32 protein-coding genes and 2 tRNA genes are annotated in these 24,912 nt (G+C 62.0%); 12 read left to right on the top strand and 22 right to left on the bottom strand.

The window, feature by feature from the left end; genetic code table 11:
• The first annotated feature begins 62 nt into the window (after positions 1-62).
• The 3 genes from CLV85_RS06055 to CLV85_RS06045 all read left to right on the top strand — a co-directional run bounded on the left by CLV85_RS06055 (position 63) and on the right by CLV85_RS06045 (position 2,195).
• The gene (locus tag CLV85_RS06055) at positions 63-1,070 is read left to right on the top strand and encodes an aldo/keto reductase (RefSeq protein WP_100388662.1); all 1,008 of its coding nucleotides are present in this window, start codon (positions 63-65) and stop codon (positions 1,068-1,070) included.
• Between the two features lie 158 nt (positions 1,071-1,228).
• Positions 1,229-1,474 (top strand): hypothetical protein, encoded by a 246-nt coding sequence (locus tag CLV85_RS06050; protein ID WP_100388661.1) that lies wholly within the window; start codon positions 1,229-1,231, stop codon positions 1,472-1,474.
• Between the two features lie 55 nt (positions 1,475-1,529).
• Complete coding sequence (locus CLV85_RS06045) at positions 1,530-2,195, top strand: hypothetical protein (RefSeq protein WP_100388660.1); 666 nt, start codon at positions 1,530-1,532, stop codon at positions 2,193-2,195.
• Between the two features lie 19 nt (positions 2,196-2,214).
• On the opposite strand, the gene CLV85_RS06040 is transcribed toward CLV85_RS06045, so the two are convergent.
• The 5 genes from CLV85_RS06040 to CLV85_RS06020 form a co-directional block, all read right to left on the bottom strand.
• The gene (locus CLV85_RS06040; protein ID WP_100388659.1) at positions 2,215-2,613 is read right to left on the bottom strand and encodes a BP74-related protein; all 399 of its coding nucleotides are present in this window, start codon (positions 2,611-2,613) and stop codon (positions 2,215-2,217) included.
• A gap of 51 nt (positions 2,614-2,664) precedes the next feature.
• On the bottom strand, positions 2,665-3,105 hold the full coding sequence (locus tag CLV85_RS06035; protein ID WP_100388658.1) for a DUF1801 domain-containing protein: 441 nt from the start codon (positions 3,103-3,105) through the stop codon (positions 2,665-2,667).
• Positions 3,106-3,128: 23 nt separating this feature from the next.
• A tRNA-Arg gene (locus CLV85_RS06030) sits at positions 3,129-3,201 on the bottom strand.
• 53 nt (positions 3,202-3,254) lie between these two features.
• Positions 3,255-3,557, bottom strand: coding sequence for a thioredoxin family protein (locus CLV85_RS06025; protein ID WP_205030338.1), 303 nt, complete (start codon positions 3,555-3,557; stop codon positions 3,255-3,257).
• Positions 3,535-3,813 carry an oligoribonuclease gene (locus tag CLV85_RS06020; RefSeq protein ID WP_100388656.1) on the bottom strand — a complete coding sequence of 93 codons (279 nt, stop codon included), beginning with the start codon at positions 3,811-3,813 and terminating at the stop codon, positions 3,535-3,537. Before CLV85_RS06020 ends, CLV85_RS06025 begins: the two co-directional genes overlap by 23 nt.
• A gap of 66 nt (positions 3,814-3,879) precedes the next feature.
• Between CLV85_RS06020 and orn the strand changes: the two genes are divergently transcribed.
• Together orn and CLV85_RS06010 are read left to right on the top strand one after the other, a co-directional pair.
• Positions 3,880-4,500, top strand: coding sequence for an oligoribonuclease (gene orn, locus CLV85_RS06015; RefSeq protein WP_100388655.1), 621 nt, complete (start codon positions 3,880-3,882; stop codon positions 4,498-4,500).
• A 46-nt stretch (positions 4,501-4,546) separates the two neighbouring features.
• Positions 4,547-4,622, top strand: a tRNA-His gene (locus tag CLV85_RS06010).
• A gap of 101 nt (positions 4,623-4,723) precedes the next feature.
• Here the strand turns inward: CLV85_RS06010 and CLV85_RS06005 are convergent.
• Complete coding sequence (locus CLV85_RS06005; protein ID WP_100388654.1) at positions 4,724-6,229, bottom strand: CotH kinase family protein; 1,506 nt, start codon at positions 6,227-6,229, stop codon at positions 4,724-4,726.
• A gap of 108 nt (positions 6,230-6,337) precedes the next feature.
• On the opposite strand from CLV85_RS06005, the gene CLV85_RS06000 reads away from it, so the two are divergent.
• On the top strand, positions 6,338-6,688 hold the full coding sequence (locus CLV85_RS06000) for a metallopeptidase family protein (protein WP_100388653.1): 351 nt from the start codon (positions 6,338-6,340) through the stop codon (positions 6,686-6,688).
• A 70-nt stretch (positions 6,689-6,758) separates the two neighbouring features.
• Complete coding sequence (locus CLV85_RS05995) at positions 6,759-7,349, top strand: hypothetical protein (RefSeq protein ID WP_100388652.1); 591 nt, start codon at positions 6,759-6,761, stop codon at positions 7,347-7,349.
• Positions 7,350-7,375: 26 nt separating this feature from the next.
• Here the strand turns inward: CLV85_RS05995 and CLV85_RS05990 are convergent, their stop codons facing one another.
• The 4 genes from CLV85_RS05990 to CLV85_RS05975 all read right to left on the bottom strand — a co-directional run bounded on the left by CLV85_RS05990 (position 7,376) and on the right by CLV85_RS05975 (position 10,737).
• Positions 7,376-7,909 carry a nucleoside/nucleotide kinase family protein gene (locus CLV85_RS05990; protein WP_229820288.1) on the bottom strand — a complete coding sequence of 178 codons (534 nt, stop codon included), beginning with the start codon at positions 7,907-7,909 and terminating at the stop codon, positions 7,376-7,378.
• A 7-nt stretch (positions 7,910-7,916) separates the two neighbouring features.
• Complete coding sequence (locus CLV85_RS05985) at positions 7,917-8,672, bottom strand: energy-coupling factor transporter transmembrane component T family protein (RefSeq protein ID WP_100388651.1); 756 nt, start codon at positions 8,670-8,672, stop codon at positions 7,917-7,919.
• Positions 8,669-10,033 carry an ABC transporter ATP-binding protein gene (locus CLV85_RS05980; protein ID WP_100388650.1) on the bottom strand — a complete coding sequence of 455 codons (1,365 nt, stop codon included), beginning with the start codon at positions 10,031-10,033 and terminating at the stop codon, positions 8,669-8,671. Before CLV85_RS05980 ends, CLV85_RS05985 begins: the two co-directional genes overlap by 4 nt.
• Before the next feature lie 71 nt (positions 10,034-10,104).
• On the bottom strand, positions 10,105-10,737 hold the full coding sequence (locus tag CLV85_RS05975; protein ID WP_100389282.1) for an ECF transporter S component: 633 nt from the start codon (positions 10,735-10,737) through the stop codon (positions 10,105-10,107).
• Positions 10,738-10,905: 168 nt separating this feature from the next.
• Here CLV85_RS05975 and CLV85_RS05970 point away from each other — a divergent pair, with 168 nt between their 5' ends.
• Complete coding sequence (locus tag CLV85_RS05970; RefSeq protein ID WP_100388649.1) at positions 10,906-11,832, top strand: LLM class F420-dependent oxidoreductase; 927 nt, start codon at positions 10,906-10,908, stop codon at positions 11,830-11,832.
• A gap of 16 nt (positions 11,833-11,848) precedes the next feature.
• On the opposite strand, the gene CLV85_RS05965 is transcribed toward CLV85_RS05970, so the two are convergent.
• From CLV85_RS05965 to CLV85_RS05945, 5 genes are all read right to left on the bottom strand, one after another.
• Positions 11,849-12,700, bottom strand: a complete 852-nt coding sequence (locus CLV85_RS05965) for a DUF3097 domain-containing protein (RefSeq protein WP_100388648.1) — start codon at positions 12,698-12,700, stop codon at positions 11,849-11,851.
• Positions 12,697-13,140, bottom strand: coding sequence for a VanZ family protein (locus CLV85_RS05960; protein WP_100388647.1), 444 nt, complete (start codon positions 13,138-13,140; stop codon positions 12,697-12,699). Before CLV85_RS05960 ends, CLV85_RS05965 begins: the two co-directional genes overlap by 4 nt.
• 100 nt (positions 13,141-13,240) lie before the next feature.
• Positions 13,241-13,732 carry an SRPBCC family protein gene (locus tag CLV85_RS05955; RefSeq protein ID WP_100388646.1) on the bottom strand — a complete coding sequence of 164 codons (492 nt, stop codon included), beginning with the start codon at positions 13,730-13,732 and terminating at the stop codon, positions 13,241-13,243.
• Positions 13,729-15,093 (bottom strand): glucose-6-phosphate dehydrogenase, encoded by a 1,365-nt coding sequence (locus CLV85_RS05950; protein WP_100389281.1) that lies wholly within the window; start codon positions 15,091-15,093, stop codon positions 13,729-13,731. Before CLV85_RS05950 ends, CLV85_RS05955 begins: the two co-directional genes overlap by 4 nt.
• Before the next feature lie 52 nt (positions 15,094-15,145).
• Entirely contained in the window at positions 15,146-15,772 is a 627-nt protein-coding gene (locus CLV85_RS05945; protein ID WP_100388645.1) for a hypothetical protein, read from the bottom strand.
• 145 nt (positions 15,773-15,917) lie between these two features.
• Between CLV85_RS05945 and CLV85_RS05940 the strand changes: the two genes are divergently transcribed.
• The 4 genes from CLV85_RS05940 to CLV85_RS05925 are packed head-to-tail and all read left to right on the top strand — an operon-like array spanning position 15,918 to position 18,153.
• Positions 15,918-16,358, top strand: coding sequence for a hypothetical protein (locus CLV85_RS05940; protein WP_100388644.1), 441 nt, complete (start codon positions 15,918-15,920; stop codon positions 16,356-16,358).
• 58 nt (positions 16,359-16,416) lie between these two features.
• Positions 16,417-16,929, top strand: coding sequence for a thioredoxin family protein (locus tag CLV85_RS05935; RefSeq protein ID WP_100388643.1), 513 nt, complete (start codon positions 16,417-16,419; stop codon positions 16,927-16,929).
• A gap of 6 nt (positions 16,930-16,935) precedes the next feature.
• On the top strand, positions 16,936-17,685 hold the full coding sequence (locus CLV85_RS05930; protein WP_100388642.1) for a cytochrome c biogenesis CcdA family protein: 750 nt from the start codon (positions 16,936-16,938) through the stop codon (positions 17,683-17,685).
• A 48-nt stretch (positions 17,686-17,733) separates the two neighbouring features.
• On the top strand, positions 17,734-18,153 hold the full coding sequence (locus CLV85_RS05925) for a DUF1761 domain-containing protein (protein WP_100388641.1): 420 nt from the start codon (positions 17,734-17,736) through the stop codon (positions 18,151-18,153).
• A 60-nt stretch (positions 18,154-18,213) separates the two neighbouring features.
• Here the strand turns inward: CLV85_RS05925 and CLV85_RS05920 are convergent, their stop codons facing one another.
• The 7 genes from CLV85_RS05920 to CLV85_RS05890 all read right to left on the bottom strand — a co-directional run bounded on the left by CLV85_RS05920 (position 18,214) and on the right by CLV85_RS05890 (position 24,912).
• Positions 18,214-18,510 (bottom strand): DUF1905 domain-containing protein, encoded by a 297-nt coding sequence (locus tag CLV85_RS05920; protein ID WP_100388640.1) that lies wholly within the window; start codon positions 18,508-18,510, stop codon positions 18,214-18,216.
• A gap of 10 nt (positions 18,511-18,520) precedes the next feature.
• A complete protein-coding gene (locus CLV85_RS05915) occupies positions 18,521-19,549 on the bottom strand; it encodes an alpha/beta hydrolase (protein WP_100388639.1) in 1,029 nt (342 codons plus the stop codon).
• A gap of 145 nt (positions 19,550-19,694) precedes the next feature.
• Positions 19,695-20,246 (bottom strand): OsmC family protein, encoded by a 552-nt coding sequence (locus CLV85_RS05910; RefSeq protein ID WP_100388638.1) that lies wholly within the window; start codon positions 20,244-20,246, stop codon positions 19,695-19,697.
• A gap of 157 nt (positions 20,247-20,403) precedes the next feature.
• Positions 20,404-21,792, bottom strand: a complete 1,389-nt coding sequence (locus CLV85_RS05905; protein WP_100388637.1) for an MFS transporter — start codon at positions 21,790-21,792, stop codon at positions 20,404-20,406.
• 168 nt (positions 21,793-21,960) lie between these two features.
• Positions 21,961-22,293, bottom strand: coding sequence for a glutamyl-tRNA amidotransferase (locus CLV85_RS05900; protein ID WP_100388636.1), 333 nt, complete (start codon positions 22,291-22,293; stop codon positions 21,961-21,963).
• Positions 22,294-22,358: 65 nt separating this feature from the next.
• Positions 22,359-23,876 carry an Asp-tRNA(Asn)/Glu-tRNA(Gln) amidotransferase subunit GatB gene (gatB, locus tag CLV85_RS05895; protein WP_100388635.1) on the bottom strand — a complete coding sequence of 506 codons (1,518 nt, stop codon included), beginning with the start codon at positions 23,874-23,876 and terminating at the stop codon, positions 22,359-22,361.
• On the bottom strand, positions 23,869-24,912 hold the full coding sequence (locus CLV85_RS05890; protein WP_100388634.1) for an EamA family transporter: 1,044 nt from the start codon (positions 24,910-24,912) through the stop codon (positions 23,869-23,871). Before CLV85_RS05890 ends, gatB begins: the two co-directional genes overlap by 8 nt.

The raw sequence follows: 24,912 nt of genomic DNA, 5'->3' as shown, positions 1-24,912 counted from the left end.
GTCTCATACAACGCACACCTCGCACGCTGTGTTCCCTCAGTCGCTGGGCATATGCTGAGCGAATGCCTTACGACGCTTCTCCCCTCCGTTATGACTCCACCAAGTACCACCGCGTAGGCCACAGCGGCCTCAAACTTCCCGCGATCTCACTGGGATTGTGGAACAACTTTGGCGATGATCGCCCTCGCGCCACCCAGCGCGCGATCCTGCGCCGCGCTTTCGATCTCGGAATCACCCACTTCGACCTCGCCAACAACTACGGCCCCGAAATCGGCGCCGCCGAACGCAACTTCGGTGAGATCTTCGCCGACGATTTTGTGCCGTACCGCGACGAAATGATCGTCTCGACCAAGGCCGGCTACACCATGGGTGAGGGCCCTTACCAGGACTTTGGTTCGCGCAAGTACCTGATCTCCTCACTCGACGCGAGCCTCGACCGCATGGGTCTCGAGTACGTCGATATCTACTACCACCACCGCCCCGATCCTGAGACTCCGATTGAGGAGACCATGGGCGCGCTTGCGACCGCGGTGAACTCAGGCAAGGCACTCTACGTCGGTGTCTCCAACTACAACCCCGAGCAGACGCTCGCCGCCCAAGAGGCGCTTGCCGAATACGGCATCCCGCTCACGATTCATCAGCCCCGCTACAACATGTTCGATCGCCACATCGAAGACGGGCTCTTCCCCGTGCTCGACCAGATCGGCGCGGGCAGCATCGTCTTCTCGCCGCTGGCGCAGGGGCTGCTGACTGATCGTTACATGGATGGCACGATCCCCGAGGGTTCGCGTGCTTCTGAGGGCCGCTGGCTTCAGCCTGGTCCGCTTAGCGACACGTATTTGCAGCGCGTTCGCGCCCTCAACGAGATTGCGCAGAACCGCGGCCAGAGTCTGGCGCAACTCGCTCTCACGTGGGTGCTGCGTCATCCGCAGGTCACGTCTGCTCTTGTCGGCGCGAGCAGCGTCGCCCAATTGGAGAACAACTTTGCGGCTCTTGAAGGAGCACCGCTGTCGGATGATGAGCTCGGCGCGATCGAGCCACTTGCGGTCGACGGTACGGCTCTTCGCTAGCCACTCCCGCACCTCAACAGAGGCCGGATTTCGCACGCTCGTGCGGAATCCGGCCTTTGTCATGTCAGCTGTTTCCGCGCTGCCGCAGCCGAATGTCAGTGTTCGAACATATATTCGAATTACTCGATACTCGTGCCCAGCAGCTGAAGGAGCTTTCCATGACCACTCTCGACTTCGCCGGCCCGGCGCAATCGATCCGCTCGGGCATCGTAACGGTGCAGCTCAACGACGATCTCTGGCGCATCACTCGTCCCGACGGCGAAGTGCTGGGCTATGTTCACCGCTGGATGTCAGCGGCCGGAGCACGCTACCAAGCGAAGCGAATGCTGCAACGCCAGCGCCGCTTTTTACCGTTGGGAGATTTTTGGACGATCGACGATGCTTTGGATATCTTCCGGTTTTGATGTGACGCGCCTGTCGCTCTGCGTTAGCGGCCGTTAGCGGGGTTACAGTGCCAACATGATTCTTGAGTGGTGGAACGATCTCGTCGACTGGTTCAACTCCGATCAGGGGTGGACGTTCATTACGAGCGCTCTCGTGCCCTTCCTCGCGATTGTTGTCGGAGGAATCATCGTGGGCATGATCGCGCGCTCGTCGCTGCGTCGCCTCATTGCGCAACAGGACCGCCAGGCAAAGGCAGCTGCCGTTGCGGCGCTCATCGCTTCCGGGCGTCGCGCTGCTGTGTGGAGCACGCTCTCGGCCGGCGAAAAGGAACACGTCGACCACCAGGCCAGCGAGGCCGAGGTGCGCGTACGCCTACTCCCCCTCAAGGGTGCGAATATCGCCGCCGACTGGGCAGCCCACAAGCTGGCCGCCATGAAGAAGAACTCGGTCAACTACAGCTTCCAAGCCGAACAGGACTTGGCTGAGCTGCAAGACGGCCTCATTGACTGGCAGGCCCGTCCCGGCCGCGCTAAGAAGCTTTTCGCACAAGACCTCGCGAGCTGGAAGTACGAGACCGGCGAAGCTGAAGACGAACTCGTCGTCAAGCAGCAGGAGTGGGCGTCACGTCAGGCCGCTGAAGGATCGACTACAACGCCGTCGACCACTGCGGGAACGTCGACCACGTCGAGTTCCACGTCAGAAGCCACGCCCACGGTCGTCGTCACTCCCGACCGCAACTAGCGGAGGGAAGGCTCACCGCTTAGGCGTCAGGGCCTTCGACGGCAACCACGCGGGCTGACCACGGGCAAAAGCGTTCGAACGCCGAGATGTCGTCTTCGACATGTTGAGGACTGCCGTCGCACGATTCGACCGTCACGTTGGTGAACTCTAACGTTGCCGGATCGATGTGCCACGACCAGGGCTCATTGACGCTGGACTTTCCCGGCACCACTTCGCCGCTGGGTACCGTTGCGAGGTTTTCGCCTGCCAGCAACCCCTGAGCGTGTTCCACCAGCTCCGGCGTGGCCAGTTCGATCGTGAATTGCTCGCCACCCGAGACTTCGAAGACCGCGACCGTCGGCTTCGGGCCGGTACACCCCGCCGCAGTCAGCGTGAGCGCCGTCACCGCGAGAATTGCCAGCGATCGGGATGTCCGCACAGTTCGGGATATTGGCAGAGTTCGCCCCCACCGCGGAGCCACCGCCACAGGCTAGTTACCCTCTGCTCGCGCGTCGTAATCGAAACGAGCCACTTCGTAGCTGCGCGTCAGCAGTTCTTCGAGAACCGCAAGATCGACATCCTCGAGCTTCTTAATGTAGAGACACCCCACCGCAAGCTCGTGCTTGCCCAGGCGCTCCAATAGTTCGGGAAACTCGCGAAAGTTGCGTGCGGTGTAAAGCGAAATCTTAGGCTTACGAGGAGAGAACCCGATCGTGGCGGTGTCACCTTCGCGACCGGTCGCGTAGCGATAGTGCGTTGAGCCGAAGCCGATGATCGTTGGCCCCCACATCGCTGCGGGTTGGCCCGATGCTCGAGAGAAGATCTCGAGAAGAGTCTCTGCTTCAGTACGGCGACGGTCAGTGGGAACCTCAGCGATGAACTGCTCGACACTCGCTGCTGTCTCGGTAGTCTTATTCGGCTTGCTCGACACGTGACCGTCCCCTTCATTGCGGGTGCCCTCGGCAGGATTCGAACCTGCGACCAAGAGATTAGAAGGCTCCTGCTCTATCCCCTGAGCTACGAGGGCGGGGTATACGGCTTAAACGATAGCGTGTCAGCCGCACTGGAATGTCTCAGCCTCTAAACGGCTTTCGCGAGCGCCACGAGCATCTGATTCACCGTGGGAGCGCCTTGGGCGCGAAAAACTTCTTCTCCCGCCGAAGACACGATGACGATCGTGGGCGTAGAGGTAATTCCGGCTTGTTCGGCACGATCAGATTCGCGCGCGACATCCAGCTCGGCATATGTCACCGCGGGCACGAGGCGCGCCACCTCATCGAGAGTGCGGCGCGCCGCGGCACACGGGTCACAAAAAGCAGACGAAAAGAACAGCACAGTGGGCTGTTCAGTAGGAGTGCTGTTAGAGGTCGTTTCGTTCGTCAAGGTCTTCCAGAGGTTCGCTATCGGCTTGATCCCACGTGTACGTCACGTGGACTTTGTCACCGACCTGCTTCGCTACTGGAGATTCGTAACGCAATTGCGTCTCGGAACCGACAGCATCTGCAGCGATCAGGGTCACATAATCATCCCATCCTGCTTCGGTTGCAATACGCGTATCGTTCTGGCCGTTGTACGGACCTCCGACAAAAAACACGATGTACTCGTCGCCGTGCGCGAGTGTGGGAGTTGTTTCGCTCATACCTCAGGTTTAGCAGACCAGAATGAGCGAACGCTGGCGACTTTTGTTCGACGGTAGAATCGACTCATGGCATCACACGCTGATTATCTGGTTTGGATCGACTGCGAGATGACGGGGTTGGATGTCGAAATCGACGAACTCGTCGAAGTTGCGGTGGTGATCACCGACTACGACCTCGTTCCCGTTGACGAAGGCATGACCATCGTCATCAAGCCCAGCGAGGCAGCTCTCGCCAACATGGGCGAGTTTGTTACCGCGATGCACACCTCGAGCGGCCTCATCGAAGAGATGCCGCTTGGTGTCTCGCTTGCTGAAGCCGAGACCGCCGTGAGCGACTACATCCTGCAGTACGTGCCGAACGCGCGCACCGCTCCGATGGCCGGCAACACTATCGGCACCGACCGCACGTTCTTGGCGAAATACATGCCGAGCGTCGACACTCACCTGCATTACCGCAGCGTTGATGTCTCGTCGATCAAAGAACTTTCTAAGCGCTGGTTCCCCCGCGTGTACTTCAACGCCCCCGACAAAAACGGTGGTCACCGCGCTCTGGCAGATATTTTGGAATCGATCCGCGAGCTCGATTACTACCGAAAAGCAGTGTTTGTCGGCGAGCCAGGGCCCACTACAGAGCAGGTTCAAGCAATTTCTGCTGACGTAGTGGACGGATTCGCCTCGCGACTGTAATACACTTATAGAGTTGCTTATCGCCGCAAGGCGAAAAACGACCTTGGTGGGCGTAGCTCAGTTGGTAGAGCGCTGGCTTGTGGAGCCGGATGTCGCGGGTTCGAGCCCCGTCGTTCACCCCAAGATAATGAGGCCCAAACCCTCGAAACGAGCATTGCGTCTCGCGAGGGTTTGGGCCTCATTTTTGTTGCCCGCTAGAGCACTGCCGAGAGCGAGCACCGCATCATCGGCCGCCCGGACGCGTGGCCTCTTGAGCGTCGCGACCACCAATTGTGGTTTCTTGCACTTCCCCGGCAGCGTAGGCAAGAACCACCTCGGTCTCGGTCTGCAGCACAGCGCTCTCTACAAGGTCGGCTGCCTCTTCAGAGAGCGTGTCAGAACGCGACTCGAGGATGCTTTCAAACTGCCCGCTCTCGAAGATCTCTTCCTGCAGATCGCTGAGTGCAGCCTCGTACAACGCCGCGAACTCCGGAATCTCGAGGAAACGCGTCGTCAGAATGTTGTTGCCTTGCTGAGCGTTTCCGCCAGCGCCGGCACCGGCACCCGCCTCGCCATCGGCAGGTTGCCCTCCCGGAGCGACACCGTCGGCGGCACCCTCCGGACGCTCCCCAGCACCCGGCACGCCGGGTGCCGCGCCTTCGGAAGCTCCGTCGAGGGCTCCACCCTCCGGCAGAGCACCGTCGGGCAGAGCGCCCTCCGGCAGTTCCTCCCCCGGAAGCGCGCCAGCAGGTGCTGCACCACCGGCCTCGTTGACCGTGCCGAATGCCAAGTTATGGTCCCAGGCCACCACGGTCATGAGCCCGGAAGCGGGGTCGTAATAGAGGTACGAGTTGTTGCCGGGGCCGTCGATGTCATCGAAGTTATCGATGAGATCTTCAATCGCGAGATAGCGGGCGAAGGCATCCACATCAAGAACTTCGGGAAGCTGCGCGACAAGTTCTTCGTCTGTGGTGTTGTTCACGACGTCGAGAAAGTCGACCAACGGCTGGTAGTCGTCGTCTCCGACCTCACGATCGAATACCTCCGTGTAGAGGTCGGGGTCGTCGCCCAGCCAGGAGTAATCTCCCTCGCTCTCTGCTTTCCAGAGGATGCCGTCTTCTGAGGGAAGCAAACCGGCGTCAAAATTTCGCTCTAGCCACGATTCGTTGGGCACGGCGACGGTCAGCCGCAAGTCTTCATCGCTGCCGTTGACGGAGAATCGGGTAGCGATTGACTCTTCAGTGGCCAGCCCAGCCGCGCTCAGCGTCTCGAGGGCAACAGCCTCGTTAATCGACGTCTCTGTCACGTTCGAGCGAACCACGACATCCGTGACGCCCTCGATGCTCTGGCCATCGACGAACTTATCGAGACGAATTCGCCAGGGCAGTTCTTCAATGGGAGTGTCCGCCGTGATACCACGCAGGCTCGAGTTTCCTTTGAGCTTGATGCCGACCTGCTCGTACGTTGTGCCGTCGATGACCACCGTGGCTTCCACCCACTCTTTGTCGCCAGAATCGAGGTAGGTCTGCAGCATTGCGTCAACTGCGGCGCTATCGACATCAATTTCGATGGAGTGCACAACCGCAGCGTCGAAGAACGAACCCGAATCGCTCGTGAGGCTCACGTTCACAAAGTCGGTGGTGCCAGTACCGCCGCTGACGGCGTCGGTCGCGCCCACGGAGCAGCTCGCGAGGGTCAGGGTGAGGACGGCGGTAGCGCTGACTGCGCCCCAGAACTTTTTTCTTTGCATGACGGCGACGCTAAAGGCACTTTCTATCGGTTTGCTAAGACGCGAGCGGGAGTTTGATCGGAGAAGTGTGGGAGCGCGAGGATGCGCGGCGACTGACAGGATGGACTCATGGAGAATCTGGACGAGCAACAGTTCGAAGCGCTCGTGGTCGAAGGCTTGGATGCGCTTTCTGACGAGATTGTTGACGGCCTCGACAACGTAGTTTTCGTGACCGAAGATCGCCCCGAAGACGGCTCGCTTTCGGTGCTTGGGCTCTATGACGGCGTCGCTCTCACCGAGCGCGGGCAGTACGGCTTCGGCGAACTACCCGACCGCATCATCCTCTTTCGCGAACCGCTCCTTGCCGTGAGTGAGTCGCTCGACGAACTAAAAGAGCAGATTCACATCACTCTCGTGCACGAAATCGCCCACTATTACGGCATCGACGACGAGCAATTGCACGAACTCGGCTGGGCGTAGCTGTCGTTGAGCAGTCTTGCGGCCGCAACCGCGTAGGATTTCGTGAGTGTCACGAACCTCAGGAGGATTGATGATTTCGAGCAAGCGCGCGAGTGCGTTGTTGATGGCCCCCGCCGCACTGCTGGTGCTGTCTGGTTGCGCACTGATCGAACCCGCCGATACCAGCGAGCCGCCAACGGCTATGGAATTGTGCGCGATGGGTCACACGTGGTCGCTCGACACCGCCGATCTCTCTGAGAAGCTGCTTGCAGAACTCCCCTCCGAAGACGTTCCCGCTAAGGCCGTTGAGCCCAGCGGCGGCCAGACCCTCACGTGGGGCAGCGACGGCGCCGTCACGATTGACTCCGACCTCGTGTTCACGATTACCGCAGAGCCCAAAAAGGACCAGGTCATGACGATCACGCAGTCCTACACCGGCACGGTAAAGGGCAAGGCTCTGATCAATGTGGATGTCGCGATCCCCCGCGATTGGGATGTCTCGGACTACACCGTTGAGACGTCAGCCACGATCGCCGACGAGCCCGTCGAAGAACTCGCGTACACGATCCCGCGCAGCGACTTCGATGATGTCGTTGGCCTCATCATCACGTGTGAGGCTGACGTGATGACGGTCAACCCTCGCGGAACAGACCTCGTCCAGGTCTGGGCCAAAACCAGCTAGCTCAGCTCGAGCTAGTTCAACTCGAACTAGCTCAGCTCGAACCAGCGCGAGATGTCGGTTCCATCGACGATTTCGGCGGCTAATTCTCGCGGGTTCTCGCGCGCCATGAAGCGCTCTTCTTGGCGAGCCCACCGCTCCCAGTGTGGGGCGTAGGTGTCACCGTCGCGATCGAGGGCTCGCTTCTTGCGGGAGGAGTCGTCGAGATCGACCCAGATGCTGTGATCGACCAACGGCTGGGAGGCGCGGCTGAGCGATCCGATCCCTTCGATCACGATGGGACGATTGCCGTCGAGCTCGTGCCAGCCTCCGGGCGAATCGGTAGCCCAGTTCCATTCTTGCCACCGCAATTGCGTGAGGATGCGGGGAACAAGGGCGCTAGCGGCATCCAGACCATCCCAACCCGGGTAAAAGTCATCGAGCTTGATGAGCTGAATCTCTGGCCACTCGGCCGCCATCGCTCGGCCCAACTCGGTCTTGCCCGAGCCGGAGCGGCCGTCGATCAGACAGCGCCACCGCGGCGACGGCAGAGGCGATGGCAGAGCTGGTGAGAGCTTAGGCACTGACGGCTTAGTTGACAATGAGGTTCCAACTTCCCGTGAGCACAGCAACCACGGTAGCGGTGATGCCCACCAGAAGCCCGACGAGCAGCGTGAGCCACTCCGCCGCCCCCCAGCGTGATTCCCGCGCCCAAGTGCGCTGCTGAGAGCCGCCGAAGCCTCGAGCTTCCATCGCAATCGAGAGCTTGCTGCCGCGCCGAATCGACAGCACGAGCAGGGCGAAGGCCTGTCCCGCGAGCCGGCGGAGCCTTCCGCGATCGGCGACGCCGCGAGCGCGACGGGCCAGCTCGAGGGAGCGCCAGTCCTCAAGGAAGAGGCCGACCATCCGCACCGCTGCGAGCGCGCCGAGAACGAAACGATCGGGAAAGCGCAACCGCTGAGCAAGACCGTCGGCGAAGTCGGTGGGGTCAATCGAGATGAAGAGCACCACCGCGGGTAGACCGATCGCGAGCACCCGCAGGAACGTCGCGAGAGCGAGCTCGATCGAACCGTCGCTAATGCTGATCAGCAGGAACTCGAAGTACACCTCGCCCTCGTAACGCCCGTAGAGCAGGATCGTGAGCGCCGTCAGGGGCGCCGCGATCCAGACCGGCAGCGTTCGCAGCCAAAAGCGCTTCGGTTCGATGCCCATGAACGCGATAATCACGAGCTCGAGCACGAGAGCCGTCGTCGCAGAGACCCAGTCGATCGTGACGATGAGGAAGAGGCTCACAATGAGCCCCGCTCCGAGCTTGGCCACGGGATTCACGGCCGCGATGGGGATCATTCGAGCACCACCGTAGAGTCTGCGAGCGCATCGACGAACTCAAGGTCGTGACTGACCGCGATGACGCTGCTGCCGTCATCCACGAGGCGGGCCAGCAGCGCCAGCAGTTCGCTCCACGTGCGCGAGTCTTGGCCGAACGTGGGTTCGTCGAGCACGAGCACTTGGGGGCGCGTAGCGAGCGCTGTGGCGACGCTGAGGCGACGTTTCTCACCGCCCGAGAGTGTGAAGGGGTTGGCTTCGGCAAGCTTGTCGAGGCGCAATCGCGTGAGCAGTTCATCCACTCGGTCGCTCATCTCGGCGGTCGAAAGCTTGAGCGCCCGCGGGCCGACTTCGAGTTCTGCGCGCACCGTGCTCGTTAAGAACTGATGCTCGGGGTCTTGAAACACGGTGCCGATGCGGGTGAGTAGCTCACGGGATTTCCAGCGAATCGGATGCTCGCCCGCGCCGGCCGCGAGTGCAGGGCTCGCGACCACAGCACCGTCCACCGGCGCGAGTAACCCGCCGAGTGTCAGCGCGAGCGTGGACTTGCCTGCCCCGTTGGGCCCGGTGATTGCGAGCGCCTGACTGCTCAGAATTTCGCGATCAAACGGCGCTCCGAGCGCCGTCTTCGCCCGCCCGAAGGCGAGGCGTTCTGCAGTCAGCAGGGTGTGCTGCTCGCCGCGGGTGCGCCGTTCGGGGTGCGGCGGCGGAAACTCCGGTATCCACACTCCGCGAGCGGCCAGTTCTTTACCCTGGCGTGACAGGACGTCGGCGGGTGCTCCATCAGCGATGACTCCCCCGCCCGCCGCGAGTACAACGACGCGGTCGACGACATCGCTCCACACCGACACGCGATGCTCGACGACCACAATCGTGGCGCCGGTCGCTTCAGCAACTCGGATCACAGCATCCCGAACCTCGGTAACACCGGCAGGGTCGAGGTTAGCGGTGGGTTCGTCGAGCACGATGAGCCCCGGTTGCATCGCGAGCACACCGGCGAGTGCCAGTCGCTGCTTTTGCCCGCCCGATAGCGCACTCGTCGAGCGATCAAGGGCAACGTCGAGCCCAATCTGGTCGAGGCTGTGACGCACCCGCTGCCAAATCTCGTCACGCGGCACGCCGAGGTTTTCGCAACCGAACGCGACGTCGTCTCCGACGCGTTCCAGAATTACTTGGCTATCCGGATCTTGAATGACGAGCCCGGTACGACCGCGCATGGCGGCCGGATGCTGGCCGTCCACGAGCAGTGAGCCTTCGGATTCCCCTTCGTCGTCACCGACTACCCCGGCGAGGGCGTGCAGGAACGTTGATTTTCCGGCACCGGATTCGCCGAGGAGAAGTACGCGTTCGCCCGGTTCGATGCGCAGGTCGAGCCCACGCACCGCCCACGCGAGCCTGCTGGAGTGGCGCCACCCCCATCCTTCGACGGTGACGCCAGCAGGCGTAGTGGGGGTCAGACCCGCTTCGCAATCTCGCGACCGGCACCGAAGCGGTTGAGCGCTCCGGTAGCAGCAAGACCGCGAGTGGCGAGCCACGAGAGCAGCCCGGCGATGATCATTCCGCCGACGACGGCAGCGACCGTGTAGATGATGATGAACGGCAGCGCTGATCCGGGGTACCAGAGCAGCAGGTCAGTGATGGCCATCGCGAGGCCAGCGCCGGCTCCCGCGAGAATCGCACCGCTCGCGCGCCAGTTGGCGTAGAGGAAGGCGGCGAAGACGATCTCGGCGCCCACACCCTGAGTGATACCGCTGACGAGAGTCAGGATGCCCCACTGGTTGCCGATAAGGGCCGAGACTGACGCCGCGACGACTTCACCGTAGATGGCGGCACCGGGCTTACGGATGACGAGGGCCGTGAGCACACCGGCGAACAGCCAGAAGCCACCCCCGATGGCTTGCAGTCCCGGCAGCAGCGCCGCAAACGGAGCCATTGCGGGAGAGGATGCGACGTTCCAGACGACGAAGATCAATCCGCTCGCGACACCGATGACGCTGGCCACGACGATGTCGATGACGCGCCACTGAAAACGCGATCCGAGCGTCGACGTGGAGGAAGTGGACGAAGATGGTGCTGTTGTGGTCACTTTCGTGCCTTTCACTAGTGAATGGCACGGGTTTCAAGAGTGTCTGCTCCCTGCGCTGGCATGATCCAGATCAGGTTCGACGGTCGAAGCTTGGAGAAGCTCCCTCTCAGCCCGGCTCACCGGACTCCCGTGTTCGCCACCCAGTCTAATCATCAATAGGCTCGGGGTATGGACTTCCGCATCTTCACCGAACCTCAGAATGGCGCCAGCTACACCGATCAGCTTGAGTTGGCCCAAGCCGCGGAGAAGCTCGGCTTCGAGGGCTACTTCCGTTCTGACCACTACCTGACGATGGATGACCGCAATGGCGGGATGCCCGGTCCGACCGACTCCTGGACCACGCTCGCCGGTCTCGCGCGTGAAACCTCGACCATTCGCCTCGGCACCCTCGTGTCGTCGGCAACCTTCCGGCATCCGGGCATTCTGGCCATTCAAGTGGCTCAGGTCGACGACATGTCGGGCGGGCGCATCGAACTCGGTCTCGGCACCGGGTGGTTCGAAAAAGAGCACACCGCCTACGGCATCCCGTTTCCGGCGAAGAGGTTCGGGATGCTCGAAGAGCAGCTCGACGTAATTACGGGCATTTGGGGCACCAACCCCGGAAAAACCTTCTCGTACGAGGGCAAGCACTACCAGCTGAGCCAGTCCCCCGCGCTGCCGAAGCCGGTGCAGAATCCGCTGCCGATCATCATCGGCGGCAGTGGACCGAGCCGCACGCCGGCGCTCACCGCCAAGTTTGCGGCCGAGTACAACGCTGGCTTCGCCACCATCGCACCACTCAAAGAACGCATCGACCGCGTTCGCGCCGCGTGCGAACACTTCGACCGCGACCCCGCGACCCTTGTGCTCTCGATCGCCGGAACGACAGCCGTCGGCGCTACCGAAGCTCAGATCGACACTCGCGCTACCGCCGCCAACAGCACCCCCGACGCGTTACGCCACGGTGGCTTTGCCGGAACAGCAAGCGAAGTCGTCGACAAGATCTCCGAACTGAAAGCCCTCGGCTTTACCCGCGTCTACTTCCAAGTCATGGACTTCCACGACCTCGACCAGCTCGACTTCCTCGCGCGCGAAGTGATTCCGCAGCTCGACTAGAGCCGCTGCGCGCTAGCTAAGCCTCTTGGTCGACCGTCACGAAGTCGATCAAGTGCTCGACTCGACCCAATAGTTCCGGTTCGAGATCGCCAAAGTTCTTCACTTTCGAGAGGATGAACTGCCAAGCGCGCGCAATATCCGCCTGGTCCTCGTGCGGCCAGCCGAACGCTTCACAAATGCCGTGCTTCCACTCGATTGTGCGGGGCACGGTGGGCCACGCCGCGATACCGAGGCTGTGCGGTTTGACCGCTTGCCAGACATCCACGAATGGATGGCCGACCACAAGCGCGTACTTGCCGTACTTGCCGCGCCCCACCGCCTCCGCAATGCGGCTCTCCTTCGACCCCGGAACAAGGTGATCGACCAAGATCCCCAGCTTGCGTTCGGAGGTGGGCGCGAAGTCTGCGACGATCTTCTCGAGGTCATCAATGCCACCGAGGAACTCGACGACGACGCCCTCGGCGCGCAGGTCATCGCCCCACACTTTTTCGACGAGTTCGGCGTCGTGGCGGCCTTCCACGTAGATGCGGCTCGCGAGAGCCGTGCGAGCGCGTTGCTCTGGCGCCGCAAACGAGCCCGATGCGGTCTTGCGAACGGCAGCGGCACCGGCCTTCGGCAGGGGCTTCACCAGCTCGACAGGTACGCCATCGATCAGATAGCCGCTCCCCAGTGGAAAGGCGCGGGAACGGCCGCTGCGGTCTTCAAGTTCCATCAGGCCATCGGTGAAACGGACGAGCGCTCCCACGTAGCCGTCGGCAATAACCTCAACGACCATGTCGCGTTCGATCGGGACCTTCGGGAGAACCTTCGGGCCGCGTTGAATACTAAAGTCGGCGAGAACGTCGTGGGAATAGCGGTCGTCAGTCACCGATCGAGGTTAAGCGGTGCCGCCGAGTTGCTGGCGGAGGCGCGACGAGAGGTCGCGAGGTTGGGAGCGGCGTGCGCGGTGCGCGCTGCTGGCCGCTCCGAGTGCTCACGCCACACAGCCACCGCAACAGCAACAGAAACTCCGATGGCGGCACCGATGCTCGCCAGAAGGATGTCGACGACGGCGGCGTAGCCCGCGGGCATCCACACCGTCTGTGCTGCTTCGAGCCACGCTGCGGCAACAATGCTGAAAGCGAGAGCGGCCCACCACCGACGGCGACCGAACATGCCCACGAGAAAGACTCCGACCGGGATGAATGCCACGGTGGTCCAGAGCCAGAAACGACCGTCGCTGCCCGGCGCGATGACGAATGCGAGACTCGCCAGAGCGGCGAAGTACAGCGCTGCTGCGGCAGCCACTGCGAATCTCGATCGGAACATACGAATATTGTCACAAGCGCATCTTCGTGCAAGTTGTGAGAATGGTGCGTGCAGGGTGTGAACGGCTCGTTTTATCGCAACGATTCGATAACTGACGTCGCTACTGTGCTGCTAGCCGTTCGATTTCGCGAGCGATGGGCGGCAACACACGGCGCATGTAGCGCCCCCACCACAGCCGCACGATGAGCCACACGATTCCGCGTCGAGCCGGCTTAGCAAAGAAGGTGTAGCTCCACGAGATGCGCGCACCGTTGGTGCTGTCATCGAAACGCCATTCCGCACGAGCACCCGAGACGAGCATCCCGAACAGTCGTTGAAAATCAGTGAGTTCGTAGGCGAAAAGCCCCGGAACTTCAGCGTCGGTGATCGTCTCGATCACATGACCGCTGTCGGAGAGAACGAGGCGACGGGTGCGGCCAATCGTGTCCCACTCTCCCGATTGATCCAGCACCGCCACGACGGCGGGCAGCGGCCCGAACCGCGGGTAAAACTCTGTCGGATCGAGCGGACCAGAAAGCTCGTACGCTTGCCTGGCGCTCGCTCGAGTACGCGCCGTGGCCCGGGCGGTTACGCCGCGAACAGTGGCACTCACACGGAGTCCCAGCTTCCGGGGCCATTGGAGCCTGCCGGGTACTCTTCCAACGGAACCTGAGCGGTACGAAAGGCCTCAAGCACTGGAGCCACGATGCGCCAGCATTGTTCGGCAACATCGCCCCGAACCGAGAGCACGGGATCGCCATCGATCAACGATGCGATTACCTCGCCGTACGCGCTCATCGCGGCGTCGCCGAGGGTGGTGTTCAGCTGAGTTCGATCGAGGGTGAAGGGATCTCCCTCGCCGTTGACGATGAGGTCGAGGGAGAGCGTCGCCGGTTTGATCGAGATAGTGAGTTGAGCGGGGTCAGCGCTGCCCGTTAACCCACGGGGCAGGTGAGGCACGGGCGCAAAAGTGATCACGATGTCTTGCCGCGAATCGCCCAGGGCCTTGCCCGAACGCAACACGAAGGGAACTCCAGCCCACCGCCAGTTGTCGATCTCGAACGTGACTTCGGCCAGAGTTTCGGTACCTCGCTCGGAATCAACGCCGTCTTCATCCGCATAGGCCGGAAGGCTGCGATCGCCGATTGTTCCCGCCGTATAACGGGCGCGGCGGGCGCACGTGCCATCCACCGACTGCACCCGAGTGGCGCGCAACACTTGGGCCATCGAGCCACGGAGATCCTCGGAACTCACACTCGCCGGCGGCTCCATCGCCGTCAGCGCCATCACGAGCAACAAGTGGCTCTGAATCATGTCAACGACCGCGCCAGCACGGTCGTAGTACCCCGCACGCCCTTCAAGAGCGAGCGCCTCGTCGAAGATTAACTCGACCTTCGCCACGTTAGGGGCCGCCAGCAGCGGCTCGAAGATTCGGTTTGCGAAGCGCAACCCCAACAGGTTCAGCACCGTTGACTTGCCGAGAAAATGATCCACTCGAAAAACTTGTTCTTCAGGCACGATCGTCTGCAGGATGCGGTTGAGGTCGCGAGCGCTGGTTTCGTCAGTGCCGAATGGCTTCTCGAGCGCGAGCACGATGCCCTCGGGGAGCTCGAGCGTCGCCAGCACCGCCACAACTTTCTGAGCAATCGCGGGAGGCAGAGCGAAATACAGCGCCACCCGGCCGGAGCCCGACGCGATCAATTCACGCAGTTGCTCGGCATCGGTGACGTCGGCCTGAACGTAGTGCGCTGCGTTGGCCACGGCGGTGGCTGCGGGCGAAGCGATGGCGTCGAATGACTGCGTCACTCGGTTGCGCCAGGCTGCGTCATCCATTTCTTGGCGGTCTGCCCCGATAAGCGTCAGCGGCTGGCTCTGGTCGCTCGCCAAAAACGATGCCAGACCGGGCAGCAGAAGTCGCGACGTGAGGTCGCCGCCCGCTCCCAAGATGATCAGGGTGTCAATGCGTGCCGTCATCATGCGCTCTCTGCTCGGTTTCGCCCGCTGCGGGGTGTCGCTCGCTGGCGTATTACTTCGACGTGGTGGTGCCAGTATCTCCAGCGGCGCTCGACGATTGCTGAGGAGCAACGGCGGTTGCGGATGCGGTGGCGGTGACTCCGGCAAACTTCGAGGCTGATCCACGGCGCGACCACGCCATCCACCACCACACGAGTGCTCCCACGACGGCGGAACCGATGATACCGACGACAGGGCCGAGCAGCACAGTGCCACCCACGGCGGAATCAGTAGCGTTCGCCGCGATCGTCAGGTACGCCACGAAGAGCGGAATGTCGAGCAGGGCGACGATACCGAGCGACTGGAATGTCACCTGCCAGGGCTTGCGCACGGCACCCCGCTTGAGAAGAAAAACACTCGCAAAGGCTGCCAGAGCCACAAGCAACAGGGCTACCACTGCGACCACGATGATGACGGTGCCGATGACGCTGCCTGCGCTGCCGATGAAGTCGGCCACAACCGGAACATCACCGAAAAGCCCACTGACGCCGTTTGCCGTGCCGCCGAGAAGCAGCGTGATGCCTCCGCCGAGAGCAACGAACCCAAGCATGAGCCAGCCGACCGAAAAGAGAGCGTGTGCGACCGCGCCGGCGACGAGGGAATGGCCACGTTGGGCACTGCTGAGCTGCGCTTTTTGCATGCTTCGACGTTAGCGCAGCACGGCGACAGTCGGCGAAAAACGCGGGAATCGACCCCAACACGTGAGAAAGAGTCTTGACACCAAAACGCGGGTGATTTGGGCGCTTCGCAGGACAAGGAGCCATTTGACTCGCTACGGTTTGGATATGAAATCGTGGAGGGACGCGCTCAACGCCGAGCAGCAGGCTGACGTTGATCGAATTCTCGACTCGTCACTTAACGTGGCGCGCAATCATTTGAGCCATGCCAGCGAGTTCATGACGTTCGCGTTGATGACCGATGCCACAGGCCGAGTGCTGGAAATGTCGGCAGACGACGCGTTGAAGAAGAAGCATCTCGATGCCAAAGCGTTGATCGCGCAGACCGTGACGCAATTGCGCCAAATGGCTGCGATCTCGCGCTGCAGCGCTATCGTCTCGAACACGCGAATCGCGTCGCTCAAGTCGGACGCAATCGAGGTGCGTATCGAGCACAAAGCGGGCGCAGCATTGATGGTTTTGCTCCCGTATACGCGAGCCAGATTCACAGGTGCGCTAACTTTCGGCGATCTCAAGCTGTATTCGCACACTGCTGAAGTCTGGGTATAGTCCCAGAAATTTCTCGCGACGCGGAAGTTTTCGTCGGCCGCGTGCGTTACTAGATGGCATGAACAAGCGAATTCTCGCGGTCATTGTCGCTCTTGCCGTCATTGTTATTGCAGCAGTTTCGATCGTCGCAGTCCAAAACTCGAACGACCCCGCTGACACCGCGGCATCCACCGGGGGCTCTCAAGTCTCCGAAAAATCGAGTGATGCCGACTCGAACGTTGAGCCCGACGCCGACGAGAGCGCTGCAATCGCTAACGATGGCGGCGGCGACTACGTCGACTACAGCCCAAGTGCCATTGCGGATGCCGATGGCCGAGTCATCCTGTTCTTCCACGCCACCTGGTGCCCGCAGTGCGTTTCTGCAGACGGAGACATCAAGGCCTCGGGCGTTCCTTCGGGAATCACGATCGTGAAGGTCGACTACGACACCAACCAAGATCTGCGAGCCGAGTACGGCGTGACGCAACAAACGACGTTTGTTGAGGTTGATTCCAGCGGTGCAAAGGTTCAAGACAACTTCGTCGCCTACGCCGACCCCACGCTGAACGCCGTTCTCACCGCGCTCAACTAAGCCGCGATGCTCAGTCTTATCCTGCTCTCGTTTGTTGCGGGAATTCTCACTGTCGCGGCACCCTGCGTTTTGCCGTTGCTGCCCGTGATCGTGGGCGGTTCCATCGTGCGCACGAGCAGTGACGCGAAGGTCGCCGAACGCCAGTGGTTCCGCCCGGTCGTGATCGCGGTCAGCCTCGCCGGCTCGGTCATCCTCTTCACGCTGCTGCTCAAGGCAACGACAGCGTTGCTGGGCATTCCACAGTTCGTGTGGCAAGTCATCGCCGGCGGCATCCTCATCATCTTCGGCCTCACCCTCGTGTTCCCCGCACTCTGGGAACGCTTCATGATGGCCACGGGCATCCAGAACCGCACTAACGCCGTGATGAACCGCTCGTATTCGCGCGGTGGCCTTGGCGGCGATGTCATGCTGGGCGCCGCGCTCGGCCCCACGTTCAGCAGCTGCTCCCCCACCTACGCGCTGATTTTGGCGACGGTACTTCCCGTGTCGTTTGGCGAAGGCCTGCTCTACATCGTTGTCTACGCCCTCGGCCTCGCCATTGCGCTGCTGATGATCGCATTCCTCGGGCAAGCATTCGCTCGCAAACTGGGCTGGCTTGCCAACCCCAACGGGGTGTTCAAGCGCGTGGTCGGCATCATCCTGTTGATCGTCGGTCTCGCCGTGATCCTGGGACTCGACAAGCAATTCCAGAGCTACGTTCTGGAACAAGGCTGGTACGACCCCATTCAGCGTTTCGAAGAAAGCATCACCGGCTAACGGCGGCGAGAGTAGGATTCGGGCACCGAATATCAACCGGAGGTTGTCATGGTTCCCGAAATTAACTACATCGCCGTAATACTCGCGACTCTCTCCAGCATGATCGTGGGCACCATCTGGTACTCCCCTCGCGTCTTCGGCAATTATTGGATGAAAGCGGCAGGAGTGACGCCCAGCGGCAACTCAGCGGATGCCATCCGCCCGATCGTCGTCACGGTCATCGTGAGCTTCATCACGGCCTGGGTACTCGCGGGAGCAGCGTTCATCGCCTTCGACTTCTACGGCGGCAGTTTCTTTGTGAACACACTGCTGACGAGCATCGTGCTGTGGGGCGGATTCACGGCCGCTCGTTTCATCACCCATGACCAGTTTGATGGGCGCCCCAACGGCCTCACGGTGCTCAACGTGAGCCATGAGTTCGTCACGATCGTTGTGATGGCGCTGATCATCGGAGTCTGGCCCGCCTAAACGCCGCGATACCCGGCCGTCGCCGTTGCGCGCTGGCGCCCCAGCGGCCCGCGCGGGGCCTCAGATCAGTTGGATCGTAACCTCGGCCGTGTCGCCGGCCTCTAAGCCTTCAGCGCGCCGCACAGCGATCTTGACGGGTAAGAAGTAGCTATCTTCAACGCTGCTGTCGGGAAAGATCGACGTCGTCCACGTGGTGACACCGATCGTGACTTCGACCGCGATGGCGCCGAAGCCCCGCGGCGGCGACGGAATCTCCTTGATATCGACCCCAACATCCGGCGGCACGTGAAGAAAATGCACACTCGGCTTCGACGCCCACGGCGTGAGCTCTGACGTGAATTCGAAGGCGGGCTTCATAGCCTCGAGGCTACTCGTCGATGCTGTTGAGGAACGTAACGGTTGAGTCGAAGGCCGCTCGAGCATCCTCGAAGTCGAGGTGGAACTGGTACTCGTGTGGGAGCTGCTCCGTGTGGTCTTCGGGATAGAACAGCGGTGTCGTGTCAACGCCGAGCTCGGCGAGCTGTGCAGCGAAGGGCTCCGACTGGGATGCCGTGAGCGGGTCGGCGTTGCCGCCCGAAATCCACGTGCGCGGGAAGGCTGCTGTCACGTCATCGAGCACCGACATCTGCTCGCCGCCGGGAGTGTTCGACCAGTCCTTGACTCCGATGTAGCCCCAGAGCGCCACACGGAAGCCCCAGCCGCCGAGGCCGGGGGCGTTGGGAATGCCACTCACGTCGTAGATTCCGCAGTTGAGGATGACGCCCTTGAGTTGATCGGTCGAGAGTGCGGGCGTGATGCCGACAGTTGCGGCGTACGCGGGGTTGGTGACGACCGTTGCCAGTTGAGCGCTGAGTTGAGCGCCGGCGGAGTCGCCCGCGAACACGATGTTGTCGGGATCGATGCGCAGACGGTCGGCGTGCTCGATGAGATAGGCGAGCGCATCGTTGATTTCGTTGAGCGCCGTGGGATAGGTCGCTTCCGGCGAAACGGTGTAGTTGAGCGCGACGACGGTGAAGCCCTCGGCAGCAAGGTTGCGCGCATAGGGCGTGACGTTCGATTTGTCGCCGGAGATCCATGCTCCCCCGTGCGTCCAGACGACGGTGGTGAGCGGGCCGGATGACCCCGCCGGAGAGTACACGTCGAGCGAGTTAGTGGTTGCAGAGTCGCCGTACTGCTCGTCGAGCGATTCAGTCAGCGGCACGTCAGTGGCGTGCCGCTCCATCTCCTCAATCGTCGAGACGGCGTCCTTATCGAAGAGTGCACGAATGAGAAGCGTGGCTGGCCACGGACTGAGCGTCCACACGAGCGTGGCGATGAGGCCGAGCGCGAGAGCGCTGAGGCCGATCGTGCTCGAACGTCGGCGAATCCATGGTCGACGTTCAGCAGTACGGCTCATATTTCCAGCCTAACGACGGCGCGGGTCGCGCTGAACGGTTGAGCTACCCCCGTTGGGGGCTGAAGTGTTCGGGTGCCGTTGCTGCCGGCCTCGTGACCGGCAGCAACGCTGCACCCCTGACACTTCGAGGAGGGATGTGCGGGAGTTAAGCCGAGACGAGGTGCGTCGTGATCGGTGTGGGATTCGCGAAGAGGTCGAGAACGGGGCAGTGGGCGTCGACGGCTTCGCGAAGCTCGTCGTAGCGCTCTTGCGACTCCGGACCCGTGATGGTGATGTTGAGGCGGATCGCGCCAAAACCGTTGCGTACGGTGTCGTCGATTCCGAAGAGGCCGCGCACATCGAGGTCTCCCTCGGCTTTGACCGAGATGTCATCGAACGGGATGCTGAGCGCTTGAGCGTACAGGCGGAAAACAACAACCTGGCACGCGATGAGCGCGCCGAGGGCAATTTCCACCGGGCTCGCTGCGAGGTCATCCCCGGCGAGCCCCTCAGGCTCGTCGATGTGGAACACGTGCTTTCCGGCCTTGAGCACCGTTCCGACAGACCCTTCGCCCTTGCCGGTAACGGCGTAAGTGAGTTCGGCAGCGGCGGGTTTCGCGGCGATGCGTGAGTTCCACGCAGCGCCCGCAGCGGTGAGGCGTGCGGCGCGGTCGGCGGCGAGATCGGTGGACGTTGATTCGTTAGTGAGAAGTGTCATGCGGCGACGGTAATCGCAATTGCCCGCGACTGCGCGGCAGAGTCGTAACACCCCGAAACACTGCTTAACACAGTGCAACGCTGGCCGCTGTGTTGCCGCTTTCTCGGCGGTGGCGTGCGCGCTACGAGCCACGACAGCCCGACTGTGCCCCGCTGGGTTAGCGCGTGCGCACGCGCAGGGCCACAGGAATGGATGCCACAGCCAGCACCGCCGCAAGGCCGAGAGCCGCCACGAATCCCGCACCGTTCACGAGCCCGCCGACGGCAGCGAAGACGAGACCGCCGAAAGCAATCGCTACGGCGCCGCCCGCGGCATCCGAAATGGAAAGCGCAGCGCTGTTGAAGCCCTGGTCGCGCGAGCTCGAATGGCTGAGCACGAGAGTCGAAAGTCGAGGGAATGTGATTCCCATGCCCGCGCCAGCGATAAGCCAACCCGCGGCAGCGATCCACAGCGAGAGCATGAAGTAGGCCGTCACGAACTGGGTCGCGATGCCCACGCTCAGCAGCAAGGATCCGACGACCACGACGTGGCTGTGCGAGACAGACTCCGGCAGTCGCCCTTGCAGCGCAGAACCGGTGGCCCACGACACCGCACCGACGGTGAGGATGAGGCCCGCGGCCCAGGCGGGCAAACCGTAGCGCTCGTTCAGGAGATACGGCAGATACACCTCGGTCGAGAAGAACGCAGCGGCGAAGACACCACGCAACACGATCGTGGTGGGCAGGCCACGACGCAGAGTGAGAGAGCCCGCTGGCAGCAACGGGCGCAGAGCGATGATGGCAATCACGAGGGCTGCAATCGCGAGCGGCCACGCGAAGGCTCCCTCGCTCTCGCCGCCGAGGCTGATCGCGACGATCGCCACGGCAGCCAAGACTGCCCACACGACGGCTCGCTTACCGGACGACTTCTCCCCCACGGTGACCGGCTGGTCGAGCAACACGCGCACCGCAGGCAAAATCGCAGCACCGGCCGCGATCACGAGAAAGACCACACCGAAAAAGACCCAGTGCCAACTAATCTGCTCGGCCACGACACCGGCAAGCGGCGGGCCAATCAGTGAGGGCAACACCCAGGCCGAAGCAAACAATCCAAAGATCTTCGGATGCAGCACCGCCGGGTACAGCCGGGCCACGACCACATAGAGCGCCACGATAAGTGCGCCGGAACCGAGCCCCTGCAGGAAGCGCCCAATGATGAAGACTCCCATCGTGCCCGCAAAACCCGCCACGAGGAGCCCAACCGTGAAGACCGCCATGGCGGCGATCAGGGGTTTGGCTGGCCCCGTGCGGTCGGACCACTGCCCGGCTAGGACCATACCGATCACGCTCGCAGCAAGGGTGCTCGAGAAGGCTACGGAGTAAAGCGATTCACCATCAAGGTCGCGACTAATCGTGGGCATGATCGTCGTGACCGCGAGGGTCTCGAACGCTCCCAAGAAGATCAGCGAGAAAGCGCCGATCGTGGTCCACATCACCTGCGGCGAAAAGATGGTGGAGGGAATCGGAATGGGGCTCGTGGGCGTACCCACCGGGGTGCTGCTTGTCATGGTGTTGTGCTCTTCAGTAGTACGAAGCTACTGCAGACGGGGCGGATCGTCCCTCGTCAGGGCGGTGACTCAATCACGCGCGTGTACTGGCGGCTGCGGTGCTTTCTCAGTGTACGCCGCAGCCGACGCAAAACAAACAAATTTGACTAAGTTTGACCGCGCTTCTCGCTAGGAGATCTCGACGACGGTACCCTGACCGAGTTCGTCAGCATCGGCATCCGTTTGTACGGCGAAAACGCCTGTCGGAATGCCGGGCAGGTTCGCTACGCGGTTGGCGACACCCATGAGCGTCGACTCGTCGGCGCCCGTGATCACAATCACGTAGGCCTCGTTGAAGACGTCGCCCTCTTCGACGACGAAAATTTCGCCACCTTCGTCGAGCTCGCTCGTGAACTCCACGAGCGACTCAATCCACGGGAAGCGGCTCTCGCCCTCGGCTACCTCGGTGTCGGGAGTGAGGGGAACATGGATTTCGACGACAAGATCGGCAGTTTCAGACATGACCTCAACGGTACTGCCTACAACTGACGTTCGAGCTACGCCAAGCCCACACCACCTCGGGCACCCTATTCGGCGGCGGCGCGCTCCAAGACCAGTTCACGAACGCGAGCAGCGTCAGCCTGACCCTTCATCGCCTTCATCACAGCACCGATAACAGCACCAGCAGCCTGCACCTTGCCCTCACGAATCTTCGCCAGAACATCGGGCTGGGCAGCAAGGGCCTCATCGATAGCAGCAATCAGCGGGCCGTCGTCAGACACGAGCTTGAGCCCGCGGCCATCAACAACCTCGGCGGGAGTTCCTTCGCCGGCGATAACACCCTCGAGAACCTGGCGGGCCAGACTGTCGTTGAGTACACCGTCGTTCATAAGAGCAACGAGAGCCGCAACATCCGCGGGGCTAATCAACGAACTGGCGTCAGCACCCTGCATGTTGGCGAGGCGAGCAATTTCGCCCGTCCACCACTTGCGCGCTTGAGCTGGCGTCGTTCCGGCCTCAACGGTGGCTTCGATCTCGCTGAAGAGTCCGGCGTTGTTGACGTCACGGAATTCAAGGTCAGTGAAGCCCCATGCCGCCTGAAGGCGCTTACGGCGCTGCGCGGGAGGCTCGGGAAGAGCCGCACGCAATTCGGCAATCAGTTCAGCCGAAGGCTCGACAGGAAGCAGGTCGGGCTCGGGGAAGTAACGGTAGTCATCGGCGTCGCTCTTGGGGCGACCAGCGCTCGTGACACCGGTGTCTTCGTGCCAGTGACGGGTCTCCTGGGTGATCGTGCCACCCTTCTGAAGAATGGCCGCCTGGCGCTGAATCTCGTAACGAACCGCACGCTCAACGCTGCGCATCGAGTTCACGTTCTTCGTTTCGGTGCGCGTACCCAACTTGCCCGAACCACGCGGGCTCAGCGATATGTTGGCGTCGCAGCGCAGGTTGCCGCGCTCCATGCGTGCTTCAGAGATGCCCAGCGAGCGAACGATGTCGCGAATAGCCGAGACGTACGCCTTGCCGACCTCGGGAGCATCCGCTTCAGCACCCGTGATCATGTGCGTGACGATCTCCACGAGAGGAACACCCGCGCGGTTGTAGTCAACCAGCGAATACTCGGCACCCTGGATGCGACCAGTCGAGCCACCCACGTGGGTCAGCTTGCCGGCATCTTCTTCCATGTGCGCGCGCTCGATCGGCACGGTGATGGTGCGGCCGCTCTCGAGCTCAATCTCGACCGAGCCCTCAAACGCGATCGGCTCATCGAACTGGCTGATCTGGTAGTTCTTCGCGAGGTCAGGGTAGAAGTAGTTCTTGCGGGCGAAGCGTGAACTCGGCGCGATCTCGCACCCGAGCGCGAGCCCCAAAGAGATCGAATACTTGATCGCCTCTTCGTTGACGACAGGCAAGCTGCCGGGCAAACCGAGATCAACCGGAGTGATCATGGTGTTCGGTTCGCCATGCTCAGCACCCGCCGCGGCAGGGTTCGGAGCATCCGAGAACATCTTGGTCTGGGTATTCAACTCGACGTGCACCTCGAAACCGAGCGTCGGCTCAAATAGTTCGAGTGCTTTGTCGTAGTCCATCAATTCAGCTTTAGCCACCAGACGATTGTACGTGGCGCAGCGGCACCGTATCGGTACCCGGTTCGAGCGGCGCGGATGCCGGGGCCAAAATTGGTTCATCTTCGTCGCTCGGGAAGGCCTCGGCCTCGATCGTGAAGTCACCAATATGCTCCGACTTCTCGGAACGAACGAAGGCGATCCCCGCCAGAATCAGCGCTCCCCCGATGAACTGCGTGATCGACAAGTTTTCGCCGATCAAGAGCCAGGCGTAAATCGCTGCCGTGACAACCTCGAGCAATCCGACGAACGACGCGAGTCGGGAACCGAGCATTTCGCTCGCCATGATGCTCGTGGAGTACGCGATACCGGTCGCGACGATACCCACGATGAGCAGCGGAACCCACCACGGCGCGACAAAACCCAGCACCGAGACATCCACCATCGGCATATCGAACGGCACAATACCCACGAGACCGATAAGCCCCAGGATGATGCCACCGATAAGCAGACCTGCTGCGGCTAGGGCGACGGCCGGCAAGCCCTCGCTCGAGCGCGCAGCAACCACGTAGTAAACCGCCGCCCCGACTGCCGCGCAGGCGCCGAAGATGATGCCGATGGGGTCAAGGGCGCCTGAACCTTCAGGAGAGACGACGAGGATAAGGCCCCCGAGCGCCACCACCGAGCCGATCAACACGACCGCTTTCGGCATGCGGCGAGTCGTCGCCCACGCGAAACCGACGAGGAGGAGCGGCGCCATGTACTCGAGCAGAATGGCGATGCCCACGGGGATGCGTTCTACGGCCGCGAAGTAGACAAGTTGTGTACCGGCGACGCCAATGATGGCCATGAGCAGGATGCGGCTACGCGCGTACCAGAGCGCGATCCAGCGGCCCTTGAGAGCCAGAATCGCGAACGGCGCGAGCACGGTGCCACCGATGAGAACGCGAACGGTCACCGCCGCCGCCGGGCTCCACCCGGCTTCCAGTACCGGTTTAATCAGCGCGCCCGATAACCCGAAGCTGGCCGCAGCGATCACAGCAATGAGCAGGCCGAGGGTGGTGGACGAGCGATTCAT

The organism is Salinibacterium amurskyense, assembly GCF_002797685.1.
In the GTDB taxonomy this organism is placed as follows: Bacteria; Actinomycetota; Actinomycetes; order Actinomycetales; family Microbacteriaceae; genus Rhodoglobus; species Rhodoglobus amurskyensis.
Note: the sequence above shows the minus strand (reverse complement) of the source record. Positions and strands in the feature narration are given on the sequence as shown.